Genomic DNA, 15,693 nt, shown 5'->3' with positions numbered 1-15,693 from the left:
GTGGGGGCCGAGGCCGGCGGGCCGGTCAGAGGTCCAGGGTCGCGCCGAGGCGCGGGTCGTCGAGCGAGTGCGCGGCCACCACCCGGTAGGTACCGTCGACGCGGGTCCAGCCGCCTTCCTTCTCGTCCCAGATCTCGAAGGCGCGGCGCGGCAGTTCGACGGTGACCTCGACGCTCTCGCCCACGTCCGCCGTCACGCTCGCGAAGCCGGCGAGCCAGCGCGCCGGGCGCTCGGCCGGGTCGTGGACGGGTACGAGGTAGATCTGGACGACCTCGCGGCCGGGCCGGGTGCCGGTGTTGGTGAGCCGCACGTGGGCGGAGTCCGGGGTGGCGACGAGGGAGTCGTACGACCAGGTGGTGTAGCCGAGGCCGTGTCCGAAGGGGTACGCGGGGACGGCGCCGGCCCGGTCCCAGGCGCGGTAGCCGATGAACACGCCCTCGGTGTAGTCGAGCGTGCCGTCGGTGGGGGTGACCTCGGTGACGGGGGCGTCGGCGAGGGTGGCCGGCCAGGTGGTGGGGAGCCGGCCGCCGGGTTCGGCGGCGCCGGTGAGGACGTCGGCGAGGGCCGCGCCGCCCTCCTGGCCGGGGAACCAGGTCAGCAGGATCGCGGCGACCTCGTCGCGCCAGGGCATCTCGACCGGGGAGCCGGCGTTGACGACGACCACGGTGCGCGGGTTGGCGGCGGCGACGGCGCGGACGAGGTCGTCCTGGCGGCCGGGCAGGGCGAGGCCGGTGCGGTCGAAGCCCTCGGACTCGACGCGCTCGGTGGTGGCGACGACCACGACGGCTGCACCCGCGCCGCGCGCGGCCTCGGCGGCCTCGGCGATCAGTTCGTCGGGGTCGCGGCGCGGCGGGAGATGGACGAGGGAGAAGACGACGGCGGGCAGCGGGGGCGCGAACTCCGGGGCGGGGGTGTGCCGCAGCGACACCTCGACGGTCCGTCCGGCGGTCAGTTCGGCGGTGCCGCGTTCGATGGGCGCGCCGAAGAACGCCTCGAAGGGGTCGGTCTCGGTGCCGGGGCCCTGGGTGCCGTCGAAGAGGACCTGTCCGTCGACGGTGAGGACGAAGCCGCCGAGACCTCGGGTGCCGAAGGCGTGCGGGCCGCTCTCGCGCGGGGTGAAGGTGCCGGTGATCTCGACGGAGGCGAGGGTGTCGTGGGTGACGCCGGCGGGGAGGTCGGCGCCCATCCACTGGACCTGGCCGGTGGGCAGTGAGCCCGTACCGAGGACGGTGCCGGAGGCGTCGCGGCACACCGCGCGCAGGGTGAAGCCCTGGCGGGCGGGAGCGAGTTCCTCGGTGGGGTCGGCGCCGAGGGAGAAGGAGAGCGCGCCGGCGGGGAGGGCGGCGGCGAGCCCGTCGTACGGGGAGACGACGTGGTCGGGGAAGACCTGCGCGGAGCCGCCGCCGAGGACGCGGGCGTCGCGGGCGGCGGCGCCGGAGAGCGCGACGGTGGGGGTGGTGTTGCCGTCGGTGCCGTCGGTGCCGTCGGTGCTGTCGGTGCTGGGGAGGGGGCCGGTGCCGAGGGGCAGGACGTGGGACTCGTTGCGGAGGAGGACGAAGCCCCGGTGGGCGATCTCGCGGGCGAGGGCGTCGCCGTCGATCGGCGCGGGCGGGGTGGTGACGACGGGCGGGGCGCCGTCGAGGGCGCCGACGCGGGCGGCGAGCCGGAGCACGTTGCGTACGGCGGCGTCGACGGCGCTCTCCGCGACCTCGCCGGCCCGGACGGCGGCGGCGAGCGCCGGGCCGTACACGGTCTGCGGGCCGGGCATGGCGAGGTCGAGTCCGCCTTCGAGGGCGGCCTTGGTGGCGCGGGCGGCCATCCAGTCGGAGACGTTGACGCCGTCGAAGCCCCATTCGCCGCGCAGGACGTCCTGGACGAGGTAGCGGTGTTCGGTCATCGTCGTGCCGTTGACCTGGTTGTAGGCCGTCATGATGCCCCAGGGGTGGGCGTTTTCGACGACGGCTTCGAAGGGGGCGAGGTAGAGCTCGCGCAGCGGGCGGGCGGCGACCCGGTTGTCGACGGTGAAGCGGTCGGTCTCGGCGTCGTTGGCGACGAAGTGCTTGACGGTGGTGCCGACGCCGCCGTCCTGGACGCCCTGGACGTAGCCGGTGGCGAGGGCGCCGGTGAGGTACGGGTCCTCGCTGTACGCCTCGAAGTGACGGCCGCCCAGCGGGGAGCGGTGCAGATTGACGGTGGGGGCGAGCAGGACGTGGACGCCCTTGCGGCGGGCCTCCTGGGCGAGCAGCCGGCCGGCCCGGCGGGCGAGGGCGGGGTCCCAGGTGGCGGCGAGGGCGGTGGGGGACGGCAGGGCGACGGACGGATCGTCGGCGGTCCAGCGGACTCCGCGTACGCCGACGGGGCCGTCGGACATCACGAGCGGGGCGAGGCCGATCTCGGGCAGCGCGGGCAGCGACCACATGTCACGGCCGGCGAGCAGCCGCGTCTTGACGTCGAGATCGAGGGCGGCGAGGGCGGCGTTGACGGCGCGCTCGCGGGCGGTGTCGGGGTCGGCCGCCGTTTCCGTCACCTCCGGCACCCCTGGAGTCCCCTGTGCCTTCCGCGTCGTCTCCCGTGTCTCCCGCATACCGTGCCCCTCCTCGTCGAAGTGTGCTGGTGCGGCCCATCAGCCCATGCCCTGTAGGGCGGTAGGTGACGTTGCCTGTTCGTTACCTTACGTATGACGTACGGTCCTGTCTCTGATACGGCGTGAGACGCGAGACGGGGGGCGGGACGATGACCCGGGCCAGGAACGAGGAACGGCGGGCGGAGATCGTCCGCGCCGCCCTCGAAGTGATCGCCGAACGCGGCTACCGGGGTGCCTCGCTGAGCGCCGTCGCCGAACGGGTCGGCCTCACGCAGCAGGGTCTCCTGCACTACTTCCCGACCAAGGAAACGCTACTCGTCGCCGTCCTGGAGGAGCGCGACCGCTGGGACACGGGCGGTGGTCCGGGCAGGGAACAGTGGCGGCTCGATCTGCTGGAGTCGCTGGTCGAGTACAACGCGATGCGGCCGGGGATCGTGCAGACCTTCTCCGCGCTGTTGGGCGAGAGCGTCACGGAGGACCACCCGGCCCGCGCCTTCTTCACGGAACGCTACGCGCACGCGCGCGCCACCATGGCCGCGGTGCTGCGCGCCGAGTTCGGCGACGAACTCCCGGGCGGACTGACGCCGGAGCGGGCGGCGCCGCTGCTCACGGCGGTGATGGACGGGTTGCAGTACCAGTGGCTGCTCGACCCGGAGTCGGTGGACATGCCGATGGCGTTCCGGGACTTCGTGGCGCTACTGAGGGAGGGGAGAGTGGGGGCGCGGCCCGCAGGGGGTGGGCGGGGCGTGTCATAGCGCGAGGTGCTGGTGGGGTGTGACGTGGTGTCCGCCCTCCTTCCGAGAGTCGCGCCTTCCAGCGCCGCGTCAAGGGCGCTCCTTCGTCGCGTCGCTTGCGCGACTCCGCTTCGCTCCGCCCTTGACCCGGCGCTTCCAGGCGCGAAAAACACTCTCGGAGGGCGGCCCAGGGGAAAGGTCCACGCGGGGCTGTCTTGTCCGCTGGCCGCCGTGGGCGGGTGGCGGGCCGGTGGCGGGGTGGGGCCCGGGTATCGCTCCGGTGGCGCCGTTGCCGGTCCGCCGGTGGGGTGGGGCTCGGCTTGCGGCCCGGGCCGGTGGGACCGTTCCCGCTGGCCCGGGGTGCGCGGCAGTGCAATGGGGCGGCCCGGCACGGCTCAGCGAATGACCGCCGTCGGCGGGCTGGGATTCATGCCCCGCTGATCACTGCCGGTGGACTGAAGAACCGACAAGCGCCCGCACGGGCATTACCCCGCATGCACGGGGATCACGCCGAGCCGTGGTTCCTGGAAACCACGACCATGGGGCCACCCCCGCGTGCGCGGGGATCACAGGAGCCGACCTGCGGCTTCCCGTCAACAGACCCCGGATTTTACCCACTTCGCCGCCCGCTCGACGTAAGTCGAAATCCCCGCCGGAAATGGGACCGGAGTGAACTCCTGTGATGACAGAGGCACCCCCGGACGCTCGCGAGCGCACTTACTCGCGCTACCCGGGGTGGAATGCGATACTCCGCTCCCGCTGGGGGCGGGCGTGAACTCCTGTGACTCCAGAGGCGATCCAGGCAAGATCGGCCACCGCGCGAGCGAGGTTTCCCCCGTCGCCACCCACCGGGGGTGACCAGCGGGGCATGAATCCCCGCCACACGACGGCGGCCGGCCGCCGAGACGGCCCGGGCCGCCCCACTCCACTGCTGCGCACCCCGAGCCGGCGGGCACCGTCCCGCCCACCCCGGCCGCAAGCCGGGCCCCACCCCACCGGCGGACGGACAACGGAACCACCGGAGCGATACCCGGGCCCCACCCCGCCACCGGCCCGCCACTCGCCCACGACGGCCCGCACAAAGGAAGCTGCCGCGTGGACCCTTTCCCCGGGCCCGCCCTCCGAGTGTAAAAAGGTCCCCGCAGCCGGGCGGTCAAGGGTGGGCGCAGCCCATCGCGCAGCGACGCGACCGAAGGGAGCGCCCTTGAGGGCCCGGCGAAGGGGGCCACACTCGAAAAAGAGGGCGGGCCACCACCCGAACCCACCAGACACGCCCACCCGTAGAACCTGCTCTCGCCCACCTCCGCACCCAAACACCCCCGCCCCCACCCCAGTGCGAGGATGCCCTTCATGATCGTCGCAGCCACCCAGTTCGCCCCGGTCGCCGGGGACATCGCCGCCAACGCCCGTACCGTCGCCGGACTCGTCCGCTCCGCCGGGGCCGAGGGGGCCCGGGTCGTCGTCTTCGCCGAGCTGTGCCTGACCGGCTACGTCCCGACCCTGATCCGCGACACCCCCGCCCTGATCCTCACCGAGGACGACCCGCGTCTCGCCCCCATACGGGAGGCCTGCCGCGCGGTATCCGCCGCCGCCGTCGTCGGCGGGCCGGTGCGGACGGACGACGGCCGCGTCGCGGTCACCACCCTGGTGATCGGACCCGACGGCGGCCTCCTCACCCGCTACGACAAGCAGCATCTGTACGGCATCGAGGCCGAGGTGTTCGCCCCGGGCACGGCCGACGGCCGGTTCACGCTCGACGGCGTCCGGTACGCCACCGCCACCTGCTACGACAACCGCTTCCCCGCCCTGGCCGAGCGCGCCGCCGCCGACGGCTGCCGGGTGTATCTGTCGAGCTCCGTCCTCGAAATCGGCAACGACTCCTTCGAGAACGTCTACCCGGCGCGGTCCCGCGACTTCGGCCTGTACGCCGTGCTCGGCAACGCCCTCGGCACCAGCGAGGCCGGTATCGGTGCCGGCCTCGCCGGCGCCTGGGGCCCCGACGGGGAGCGGCTCGCGGACGCCGGGCCCGACGCGGCGGGCTACGTACTCGTCGACATCCCGGAAGGCACCCCGGAAGGCCCGGAGGCCACCGAGGACCGCTGAGCGGAGCCCGGCCCCGTAACTCGGCCCCGTAACTCCCCCGCACCCCGCCGGGATGTGAACCGGCCGTCCCCGGCGCACCCTGGTGCCGGGGACGGTGACCGGGGGCCGGCAGCGGCGGGCGGAGCAGGGACGGATGACCGACAAGCCGATCGACTACGCGAGCGTGTTCCGGGCGCTGCCCGGCATGGTCGCGGTACTCACCCCGGATCTCGTGTACGTCGACGCCAACGACGAGTTCCTGCGGATCGCGGGCCGCGACCGGGAGCGGACGATCGGCCGCAGCCTGTACGACTCGTTCCCCGTCAGCCCGAACGATCCGCATCAGAACGGCGTGCGGACGCTGGCTTCCTCCCTCCGCCGGGTCGTGGAGACCGGTGAGCGCGACATCATGGCGCCGCAGCGTTACGACGTCGAGTCGGCCGAGCGGCCCGGGGAGTGGGAGGAGCGTTACTGGAGTCCCGTCAACGCCCCGGTGTTCGGCCCGGACGGCACCGTCGAGCTGGTGGTGCTGCGGGCGGAGGAGATCACCGAGCTGATCCGCGCCCGGGGCGGGCCGGTCCGGGGCCGCACCCGGGTCCTGGAGGCCGAGCTGTACGCCCGGGCGCGCGAGCTGCAAGAGGTCAACGAGCAGCTACGGGCGGCGCACGCCCGCGAGCGGGAGGTGGCGATCGCGCTCCAGGAGGCGATGCTGCCCGCGCCGGGCCCGATCGGGCCGCACCGGGCGGCGGTGCGCTACCGGCCGGCGATCGGCGCGCTGAACGTGTGCGGCGACTGGTACGACCTGGTCACCCTCGACGGCGGCGGGGGCGGCGACGGGATCGGTACGGCGGACACGGGCAACGCCGGGGGCCAGGGGAGCAAGCGGACGGCCGACGGAAGCGGCGCGGGCACGGGCCCGGGCAGCGGGCGCGGCGACCGGATCGGGGTGGCCGTCGGCGACGTCGTCGGGCACGGGCTGGCGGCGGCCGGGGTGATGGGGCAGTTGCGCAGCGCGCTCAGCGCCGCCTCCCGGGTGGCGTCCGGGCCCGCGAAGGCCCTGGACGTGCTCGACCTGTACGCCCGGTCCGTCGAGGGCGCGGAGAACTCCACGGCCGTCGAGACCTGGATCGACTTCGAGCGCAAGGTCATCACGTACAGCAGCGCCGGGCATCCGCCGCCGGTCCTGGTGCACACGGACGGGACGGTGGAGTTCCTGGACCGGGCCACGGACCCGCCGCTCGGCGCGTATCTGCGGCACGGCACCCGGCCGCAGGCGGAGGCAGCGTTCACCCCGGGCGGCACGCTGGTGCTCTACACGGACGGGCTGATCGAGCGGCGCCACGAGGACATCGACGCCGGCCTCGACCGGCTCGCCGAGGCCCTGCGCCGCCACCGCACCTCCGCCCCCGAGACGCTCGCCGACGCGCTGCTGCTCGACATGCTGCCGGTGGGCGGGGCGACGGACGACACGGCGCTCATCGTCATCGGTCTGTGAGCGGGGGGCGCGGCCGGGGCCAGGGCCAGGATCAGGGCCGGGGCCGGGGCCGGGGTCAGGAGGAGTACGGGCCGGGCTGCCGGTACATCTGCTGCTGCGCCTGCGGCTGTGGCGGCACCTGCGACGGCTGGTGCGGCGGGTACGGCTGCGGCTGCTGGTGTACGGGGTGCCCCACGGCGCCCCCGTACCCCTCCCCGCCCCCGGCCTGAGTCCCGGCCTGCCCCTGTCCCTGCCCCTGCTCCCGCTCCCGCTCCGCCGCGTTCTCGCCGTTGAGGTCCCGGGCCATCAGGGTGGCGCCGGCGACCGCGCCCGGCATCAGCAGGACGGCGACGAAGGGGACGAGGAAGAGAAGGGTGAGGGGGACGCCGAAGCCGAGGGCGAGGGACCGGCGGCCCCGCAGCAGGCCGAGGCGCTCCTTGAAGTCGATGTCCCGGCGCTGGAGCGCGACCGCCGTCAGTTCCTCGGTGAGGAAGAAGCCGGAGACGCAGAAGCCGATCGCGGGGACCACGGTCTGCCCGACGACCGGGAGGAACCCGGCGGCGAAGAGCAGGACGCCGTACAGCACCACCCGGACGAGCACGCGCACGCTGTCCCGGGCCGAGATCCACAGCTCCCGCGTCAGCGACCGCCCGGACTCGGGCGCCTCGCCGCCCTCGGCGCGGTCCACCGCCTCGGACAGCGACTCGTAGAAGGGCTGGCCGACCAGCAGCGTCACGGCGGTGAAGGTGATCACGGCGAGGAACAGGCCGAGCGCGAACACCAAGAAGGTCAGCGTGCCCCGCAGCAGCCCCTGCCAGGGCGAGCCCCAGCCGTCGGCGAAGGGGGTGGCCCAGGCCGTCAGGTCGTCGGCGCCGTAGAAGAGGCCGACGAGCGCGCCGACGTACAGAACAAAGGTGACGAGTCCGGGCAGCAGACCGATGCCGAACCACCGTCCGTGGCCCGCCACCCATTTCTGGCCCTGAAGGAGATAACCGAATCCCGCCCCGATATCGCGCATGGCGCACACCCTAGGGCCATTCGAGGGCATGGCCGGAAAGAGGGCCGCACCCTGGTCGGTCAGAGTGCGGCCCTCCCCCAGTGTGCGGGTTCGCAGGCCAGAAGGCGAACTCGGCCCTCGGATCCGGGTGGATCACCGCCCCCGGAGCCCGCCTCCGGGCCTGACGAGACGTCAGTGCGTCCGCACCCCCGGGCGGCCCAGCCCGGCGCGCGCGGGGCCCGGAGCGGCAGGACGATGCCAGGAGAGGCACGCCCCGTACGCGGCGTCTCCCCACCCCCACCCACCTTGTCCGCCCCGCCCGCGACCGCACCCCTCACCCCCTCGTCCCCCTCGCTCGCCCGCACCCGCACCCGCACCCGCACCCGCACCCGCACCCGCACCCCGGAGGATCACCGTGACCGTCAGCCTCGAGCAACTGCGCCGCTGCCATGTCGCGGTCGACCTGGGCGCCGCCCGGACCCGGGTCTACGTGAAGGGCTCCGGGCTCGTCGTCGACGAGCCGTCCGTCGCCGCCGTGAACACCCGTACCGGCGCGCTGATCGCCGTCGGCGCCCTGGCGGAGAAGATGACCGGCCGCACCCCCGACTACATCCGGGTGGTCCGCCCGGTCTCCGGCGGCACGGTCGTCGACATCGAGATGGCCCAGCGCATGCTCCGGCATCTCCTCGGCGACAAACTCCGCCGCCAGCTGCGCCGCAAGCCCCGGCTGCGGGCCGCCGCGTGCACCCCGCACGACAGCGATCCGCTCGCCCAGCGCGCGGCCGTGGAGACCCTGGTGGGCCTCGGCGCCCGCCGGGTGGAGCTGGTCGACACCCTGATCGCGGCGGCCGTGGGCTGCGGTCTGCCGGTCGAGCAGCCCACCGCGACCATGATCCTGGTGTGCGGGGCGGCCACCACCCAGGTCGCGGTGCTGTCGCTGGGCTCGATCGTCACGGCCGAACGCATGCCGGTCGGTGGCGACGCCATCGACCATGCCGTCATCCAGCATCTGCGCCATCAGCACGAGCTGATGCTGCCGAGCCAGTCGGTCCGCCCGCTTCAGGTGGCCCTGCACGGCAACGGCCTGACCGTCCAGGGTCCGACGTACACCGAGATCCATGGCCGTGACGTGGCGACCGGTCTGGCCCGCTCGGTGACCGTGGACACCGCCGCCGTCCGCCAGGCCATCCAGACGCCGCTCACCGCCGTCCTCGACGGCATCGGCAAGGTGCTCCGGGACTGCCCGCCCGACCTGGTCGCCGACCTCGCCGACCGGGGGATCATGATGGTCGGCGGCAGTGCCCTGCTGCCCGGTCTCGATCAGATGCTGCGCGAGGCGACCGGGATGCCGGTGCAGATCGCGGAGCGGCCCGACGTGTGCTCCGTGCTCGGTCTCGGCGCGATGCTGGAGGGGCGGGTCCAGCCGCTGGCCCTCGCCCCGCTGTCCGAGGGGCGTCCGCTGCGCGGTCTCGCCGTGGACGACCGCCCGCCGGCCGAACCCGACGCCCTGGACCGGGCCGCCGAGGACCTGTCGGCCGGCGACCGGCCCACCGCGACGGAGTGACGCGCCCGGGGTGCGATACCCCGCTCGGGTGTCGGCATTTTGTACGACAATGAGCCCCATGCCGATCACGGACAAGGGAGCGAACGGACATGCGGGCGGGGATCGGGGAGGAGGCTCCGGCGACACCGATCCCCCGCGCGGCCCCGATCCCCTTTTCGGAACCGGTCACGACACGGGATACGGCCCCGGCTCCCCACCCGCATGCGACCCCGGCCCCGAACCCGCCCCCGAGGCCTCCCGGCTGCCGATGCTGCTCGAAGCCGTCCTCGGCATCGGCAGCGACCTCGGCCTGTCCGCCACCCTCCAGCACATCGTGGACACCGCGACCGCGCTGACCGGCGCCCGTTACGGAGCTCTTGGAGTCCTCGGTTCCGAACGCCGGGATATCACCGACCTGTTCACCTGTGGACTCACCGAGGAGCAGCGCCGGCGCGTCGGCCGGGTCCCCGGTGATCGCACCGGACTGCTCGACGCCCTCCTCGGCGACTCGGAGTGGCCACCGCCGCCCGACTCCCCAAGAGACGGCACCCGTTCGGCCGCCGCACCCGGCGCCGAGACCCCCGATCCCACCGCCGACACCCCCGATCCCACCCCCGACCCCGACCCCGCCACCGAGACCGGCCACACCGCCGCGACGGGTTCCTTTCTGGGCGTGCCCGTTCGCGTCGGCGCCGAGGCATTCGGCAATCTCCATCTCGCCGGCAAGCGCACCGGCCCCTTCACCCCGCGGGATCTTGCCCTGCTGCGGGTCCTCGCCGCCCAGGCCGGCACCGCCGTCGCCAACGCCCGCCGCTACGAGACCGCCCGGCAGCGCGAGCGCTGGATCGAGGGCGCCGCCGCCGTGACCAACGCGCTGCTCTCCGGCCGCCCCGCCGAGGACTCCCTGGGGGCCGTCGCGGAACAGGCCCGGCTGCTCGCCGACGCCGCCGCCGGGGCGGTGCTCCAGCCCACCGAGGAGGGCGGCATGGAGATCGTCGCCGCCTCCACCGCCGGGGACCCCGGCGACCTGGTCGGTGTCACCATCGCGCCCGGCTCCGCCGTACTCGCCCAACTCCTCGGCGGCAAACCGGTGTTTATCGACGACTCGGCCACCGATCCCCGGATGACGACTCCCGTACGGAGCCGGTTCGGGCCGTCGATGATGCTGCCGCTGCGCAGCGGCGGGCGGCTCATCGGCACCCTCGCGCTGCCCCGGCGGCGCGGCGAGCGCCCGTACACCGCGGCGGACCGGCTGCTCGCCTCGCAGTTCGCCTCCCAGGCCGCGCTCGCCCTGGTGCTCGCCGACGCCCAGCACGACCGCGAGCGGCTCGCCGTCTACCAGGACCGCGACCGGATCGCCCGCGATCTGCACGACCTGGTCGTCCAGCGGCTGTTCGCCACCGTGATGATGCTGGAGTCCACCCAGCGCCGGTCCACTCCCGCCTCCGGCGACCACGCGCTGATCGAACGGGCCCTCGACGAGTTGGACTCGACGGTCCAGGAGGTCCGCACCACGATCTTCGCGCTCCAGCAGCCGCCCGCCGACGCCCCGGCCTCCTTCCGAGGCCGGGTGCTGCGCGAGACCGGCGGCGCGGCGGCGCTGCTCGGCTTCCAGCCGTCCGTGCACTTCTCCGGCGCCGTCGACGCGCTCGCCGACGACGCCTCGGCCGACCGGCTGCTCGCCGCGCTCCGGGGCGCGCTCGCCGCGGCACACCGGCGGCCCGGGGTCGGCGCGGTGACGGTCGAGGTGAGTGCCCGCCCGGGGGCGGGCGGTCCGCGGCTGCGGGTGACGGACGACGGGGTTCCGCCGGCCGTGGTGACCTGGCCGCCGGTGGAGGGGTGACGACGGGGCGGTCCCGTAGGGGCGTACGGGGCAGGGGCCTGTGGCCCCCCGTACGGAGCAGTCCCACGCGCCGCGGCCGGGCGCTCCGCCTTGACTGGTGAGGTGGACACGGACACCCCGGCGAAGCCCGCCGCCGCACCCCAGATCCCGGCCGCCGCCTATCGCAACCTCGTCATGGCCACGATCGGCTTCGGGCTCACCTTCTGGGCGTGGTCCCTGATCGCCCCGCTCGGCCCCCACTTCGGCGAGACGCTGAAGCTGAGTTCGTTCCAGCAGTCACTGCTCGTCGCGATCCCGGTGCTGGTCGGCTCGCTCGGCCGGATCCCGGTCGGGGCGCTCACCGACCGGTACGGCGCGAAGCTGATGTTCCCGCTGGTGTCGGCACTGACGATCATCCCGGTCCTGCTGCTGATCCTCGTCAAGGACAGTTACGGCCTTATGCTGGCCGTGGCGTTCCTGCTGGGCCTCGGCGGCACCACGTTCGCCATCGGCATCCCGCTCGTCAACTCCTGGTTCCCGCCCGCCAAACGCGGTCTCGCGCTCGGCGTCTTCGGCATGGGCATGGGCGGTGTGGCACTGTCCGGCTACTTCACGCCCCGGATGGCCAAGCACAGCGAGAACCTGCCGTTCATCGTGGTGGCCTGCGCGCTCGCCGCGTACGCCCTGCTCGCCGTCCTGCTGATCAGCGACCGTCCCGACCGGCCGGTCCCCGCCGCGTCCCTGGCCGCCCGGCTCGGGCGGGCCGGGCGGCTGCGGGTCACCTGGGAGCTGTCGGCGCTGTACGCGATCGGGTTCGGCGGCATCGTCGCGTTCGGCGTCTACCTGCCGACGTATCTGAAGACCTGGTACGAGCTGGACCAGACCGACGCGGGCACGAAGGCCGCCGGGTTCGCCCTGGTCACGGTCGTCTTCCGGCCGCTGGGCGGCTGGTTCTCGGACCGGATCCACCCGGCGATCGTGACGGCCCTGGCGCTCGGGACGGTGGCTCTGCTCGCCATCGTCCAGGCCTTCGACCCGCCGCTGAATCCGGGCGGCACGATCGCCCTGCTGATCATGGCCGCCGGGCTCGGCACCACCAGCGGCTCGGTCTTCGCCCTGGTCTCCCAGGTCACCCCACAGGCCCAGGTCGGCAGCGTCACCGGCATCGTCGGCGCGATGGGCGGCCTCGGCGGCTTCGTGCCGCCGCTGGTGATGGGCGCGATCTACAGCGCGAAGGGCTCGTACTCGATCGGCTTCATGCTCCTGTCCGATCTGGCGCTGGCCGGCTGCGTGTACGCGTACGGGCGGATGCGCACCCTGCGGCCCGAGGGCGAGCCGACGGCCGGAGGTGGGGGCGGCAAAAGCACAGGGGGCGGGGGACGTAAGGGCGGGGGCGCGGCGGCCCGCGCCTGAGCGGGTGGGGTCTGCCGTGGGCCCCGGCGAGCGGGCAGAATGCGCGTCATGAGCGCCCTCTTCCCGGCCCTGACGGACCCGGCCTCGGCCGGCCGGCCCGCCCTGCGCTTCGGCGCGGGGCCGACGATGACGTACGCGGAACTGGCCCGGGCGGCGGATGCCTTGGCGGCTCGGCTCACCGGCACCGGGCGCGTCGCCGTCTGGGCGACGCCGACCCCCGCGACGGCGGTCGCGGTGGTGGCCGCGCTGCTCGCCGGGGTACCGGTGGTGCCGCTCAATCCTCGTACCGGAGAACGGGAGTTGGCGCACATCCTCGGCGACAGCACGCCCGGCGCGGTGCTCGCGGGGCCGGGGGACGCGCTGCCGGACGGGCTCGCGCGGGTGCCCCGGATCGATGTCGAACCGGGGAGCGGCTCGGGGGGCGCGGCCTCCGCCGGGCCCGGGGAGTCCAGGGAGGTCCCGATGGGCCCGGCCCGCGCCGAGCGCGTCGAGCCCGATGCCGAGGCCCCCGCCCTCGTCGTCTACACCTCCGGCACCACCGGCCCGCCCAAGGGTGTCGTGCTCTCCCGCCGGGCCGTCGCCGCCTCGCTCGACGCGCTCGCCGAGGCCTGGGCCTGGACCGGCGACGACGTGCTGGTGCACGGGCTGCCGCTGTTCCATGTGCACGGCCTGGTCCTCGGCGTCCTCGGCCCGCTGCGGCGCGGCGGCGGGCTGCGGCACCTGGGTGCCTTCTCCGTCGAGGGTGTCGTGCGGGAACTGGGCGACGGCGGCGGGACGATGCTGTTCGGCGTGCCGACCATGTACCACCGGATCGCCGAGGCCCTCCCCCACGACCCGGCGCTGGTCCGGGCGCTCGCCGGGGCGCGGCTGCTCGTGTCCGGCTCGGCCGCGCTGCCCGTACCCGACCACGAGCGGATCACGGCGGCGACGGGGCGGACGGTGATCGAGCGGTACGGCATGACCGAGACCCTCATGAACACCTCCGTCCCGGTGGGTTCGGACCCCCGCCCCGGGTCGGTGGGGCTGCCGCTGCGCGGGGTCGGGCTGCGGCTGGCGGAGGACGACGGCACGGTCCTCGACGGCTGCGACGGGGAGACGATCGGCGAGGTACAGGTGCGCGGGCCGAACCTGTTCAGCGCGTATCTGAACCGCCCGGACGCGACGGCGGCGGCGTTCACGGGCGACGGCTGGTTCCGCACCGGGGACATGGCGGTGCGCGAGCCCGACGGGTTCGTGCGGCTGGTCGGCCGCCGGGCCACCGATCTCATCAAGAGCGGCGGTTACAAGATCGGCGCGGGCGAGATCGAGAACGCGCTGCTCGACCATCCGGAGGTCCGCGAGGCCGCCGTCACCGGCGCGCCGGACGCGGATCTGGGCGAGCGGATCGTGGCCTGGGTGGTACCGGCCGACCCGGACCGGCCGCCGGCCCCGGACGCGCTCGCGGCGCATGTCGCCGCGCTCCTCGCCCCGCACAAACGGCCGCGCGAGGTCCGTTTCCTGGCGGCGCTGCCGCGCAACGACATGGGCAAGATCCTGAAGAAGGCCCTGGCCGGGCCGCCGGCGAACGACCATCACGGCACCCGCCGCCCCGGCGCCCCCGAGACGCCCAAGGCACCCGATACACCCGATACACCCAAGGCCCAGGAGTCGCTTCATGACTGAGCGGATGACGGCCCGGGAGGTGATCGCCCTGGTCGCGGACGGCTTCACCCCGCTCGCCCCGCCCGCCGCCGGAAACGAGGGCGCGGGCCCGACCGGGCAGGCGGTCCCGGCCGACGGGCCGCTCGCCTGGGCCGGTTACGGCGACTCCCGCGCCCGCGCGGCCGTGCGGACCGGCGAGGAGGAGTCGGTCCTGTGCGGGACGGCGGAGGTCGGCGGCCGGCCCTGCGTCCTGGCCGTCTTCGAGTTCGGTTTCCTCGGGGGTTCGCTCGGCCGCGCGGCGGGCGACCGGCTCGTCGCCGCGTACGCTGCAGCGGCCGAACTCCGCATCCCCCTCGTGTCGTTGGTCGCCACGGGCGGCAGCCGGATGCAGGAAGGGATGATCGCGCTCGGCCAGCTCCAGCGGGTCGCCGCCGCGTCCGTACGGCTGCGCGCCGCGGGCGTCCCCCAGGTCGCCGTGCTGCGCGACCCGGCCACCGGCGGCGGCTGGGCCACCCTCGGCGCGGGCGCGGACGTCGTCCTGGCGCTGCCCGGCGCGCAGGTCGCGTTCGCCGGGTCCCGGGTCCGCCCGCCGGACGCCGACCCCGCCGCGTACACGGCGGAGGAACAGTACGCGCACGGTCATGTGGACGCGCTCGTCACACCGGCCCGGCTGCGCGACACGCTGGCGCTGTGGCTGCGCCTGCTGGCGCCGGACGCCGCCCGGGGCACGGAGCCCGCTCCCCCGCCGTACGCGCTGCGTGATCTGCCACCGCCCGCCACCGGCTGGGAGGCCGTACGGCGGGCGCGGGCGGCGGACCGGCCGCGGGCCGGGGCGTATCTCGACGCGTACTTCGAGGTGCGGGCGGCGATCCGCGGGGACCGGGCGGGCGGTGCGGACGACCGGGTGGAGTGCGGCTTCGGGCTGCGCGAGGGCCGGGTCGTGGCGTACGCGGCGCAGGACGGCGGGGCGACCCGGCCCGCCGGATTCCGCACCGTGGCCCGGCTGTTGGGGCTCGCGGACCGGCTGGGGATCCCGGTGCTCACGCTGATCGACACCCCCGGCGCGGCCAATGACGCCGACGCCGAGCGGGCGGGGGCGGGGCCGGCGATCGCGGAGGTGTTCGCGGCGATCGCCGGGGCCCGGGTGCCGGTGACGTCGCTGGTGGTCGGGGAGGGCGGTTCGGGCGGGGCGCTCGCGCTCGCCGCGCCCGGCGCCACCTGGGTGACCCCGGACGGCTATTTCTCGGTCATCGCCCCGGAGTTGGCCGCCCGGATCCTCAAACGCGCGGACGACCAGGTCCCCTTGACCGCCGGACAGCTCCGGCTGCGTCCTCAGGACCTGGTCGAACTCGGTGTGGCGCGCGGGGTGGTGGGGGTGGACCCCGTCTCCCGCTGAGCGGCCC

General features: G+C 74.7%; 10 protein-coding genes. 8 read left to right on the top strand and 2 right to left on the bottom strand.

Annotated features, from left to right (window positions below; all coding sequences use genetic code 11):
• Positions 1–25: 25 nt before the first annotated feature.
• Positions 26–2,584: a glycoside hydrolase family 3 protein gene (locus ACGFRB_RS06105; protein ID WP_393239679.1), complete on the bottom strand. Its 2,559-nt coding sequence runs from the start codon at positions 2,582–2,584 to the stop codon at positions 26–28.
• Between the two features lie 149 nt (positions 2,585–2,733).
• Here ACGFRB_RS06105 and ACGFRB_RS06100 point away from each other — a divergent pair, with 149 nt between their 5' ends.
• The 3 genes from ACGFRB_RS06100 to ACGFRB_RS06090 all read left to right on the top strand — a co-directional run bounded on the left by ACGFRB_RS06100 (position 2,734) and on the right by ACGFRB_RS06090 (position 6,895).
• A complete protein-coding gene (locus ACGFRB_RS06100) occupies positions 2,734–3,339 on the top strand; it encodes a TetR/AcrR family transcriptional regulator (protein ID WP_393239676.1) in 606 nt (201 codons plus the stop codon).
• A 1,329-nt stretch (positions 3,340–4,668) separates the two neighbouring features.
• On the top strand, positions 4,669–5,421 hold the full coding sequence (locus ACGFRB_RS06095) for a carbon-nitrogen hydrolase family protein (RefSeq protein ID WP_393239673.1): 753 nt from the start codon (positions 4,669–4,671) through the stop codon (positions 5,419–5,421).
• A gap of 133 nt (positions 5,422–5,554) precedes the next feature.
• A complete protein-coding gene (locus ACGFRB_RS06090; RefSeq protein WP_393239670.1) occupies positions 5,555–6,895 on the top strand; it encodes a PP2C family protein-serine/threonine phosphatase in 1,341 nt (446 codons plus the stop codon).
• Between the two features lie 55 nt (positions 6,896–6,950).
• On the opposite strand, the gene ACGFRB_RS06085 is transcribed toward ACGFRB_RS06090, so the two are convergent.
• Positions 6,951–7,892 carry an EI24 domain-containing protein gene (locus tag ACGFRB_RS06085; protein ID WP_393239667.1) on the bottom strand — a complete coding sequence of 314 codons (942 nt, stop codon included), beginning with the start codon at positions 7,890–7,892 and terminating at the stop codon, positions 6,951–6,953.
• A gap of 394 nt (positions 7,893–8,286) precedes the next feature.
• Here ACGFRB_RS06085 and ACGFRB_RS06080 point away from each other — a divergent pair, with 394 nt between their 5' ends.
• From ACGFRB_RS06080 to ACGFRB_RS06060, 5 genes are all read left to right on the top strand, one after another.
• A complete protein-coding gene (locus ACGFRB_RS06080) occupies positions 8,287–9,435 on the top strand; it encodes a rod shape-determining protein (protein WP_393239664.1) in 1,149 nt (382 codons plus the stop codon).
• Positions 9,436–9,682: 247 nt separating this feature from the next.
• Positions 9,683–11,257: a GAF domain-containing protein gene (locus ACGFRB_RS06075; protein ID WP_393240546.1), complete on the top strand. Its 1,575-nt coding sequence runs from the start codon at positions 9,683–9,685 to the stop codon at positions 11,255–11,257.
• Between the two features lie 174 nt (positions 11,258–11,431).
• On the top strand, positions 11,432–12,649 hold the full coding sequence (locus tag ACGFRB_RS06070) for an MFS transporter (RefSeq protein ID WP_393240543.1): 1,218 nt from the start codon (positions 11,432–11,434) through the stop codon (positions 12,647–12,649).
• 48 nt (positions 12,650–12,697) lie between these two features.
• Complete coding sequence (locus ACGFRB_RS06065; RefSeq protein ID WP_393239661.1) at positions 12,698–14,311, top strand: AMP-binding protein; 1,614 nt, start codon at positions 12,698–12,700, stop codon at positions 14,309–14,311.
• Complete coding sequence (locus ACGFRB_RS06060) at positions 14,304–15,686, top strand: carboxyl transferase domain-containing protein (protein ID WP_393239658.1); 1,383 nt, start codon at positions 14,304–14,306, stop codon at positions 15,684–15,686. Before ACGFRB_RS06065 ends, ACGFRB_RS06060 begins: the two co-directional genes overlap by 8 nt.
• The last annotated feature ends 7 nt before the right edge of the window (positions 15,687–15,693 follow it).

This window comes from Streptomyces sp. NPDC048718 (assembly GCF_043198875.1).
Lineage (GTDB): Bacteria > Actinomycetota > Actinomycetes > Streptomycetales > Streptomycetaceae > Streptomyces.
This window is presented reverse-complemented; position numbering and strand designations above follow the sequence as displayed.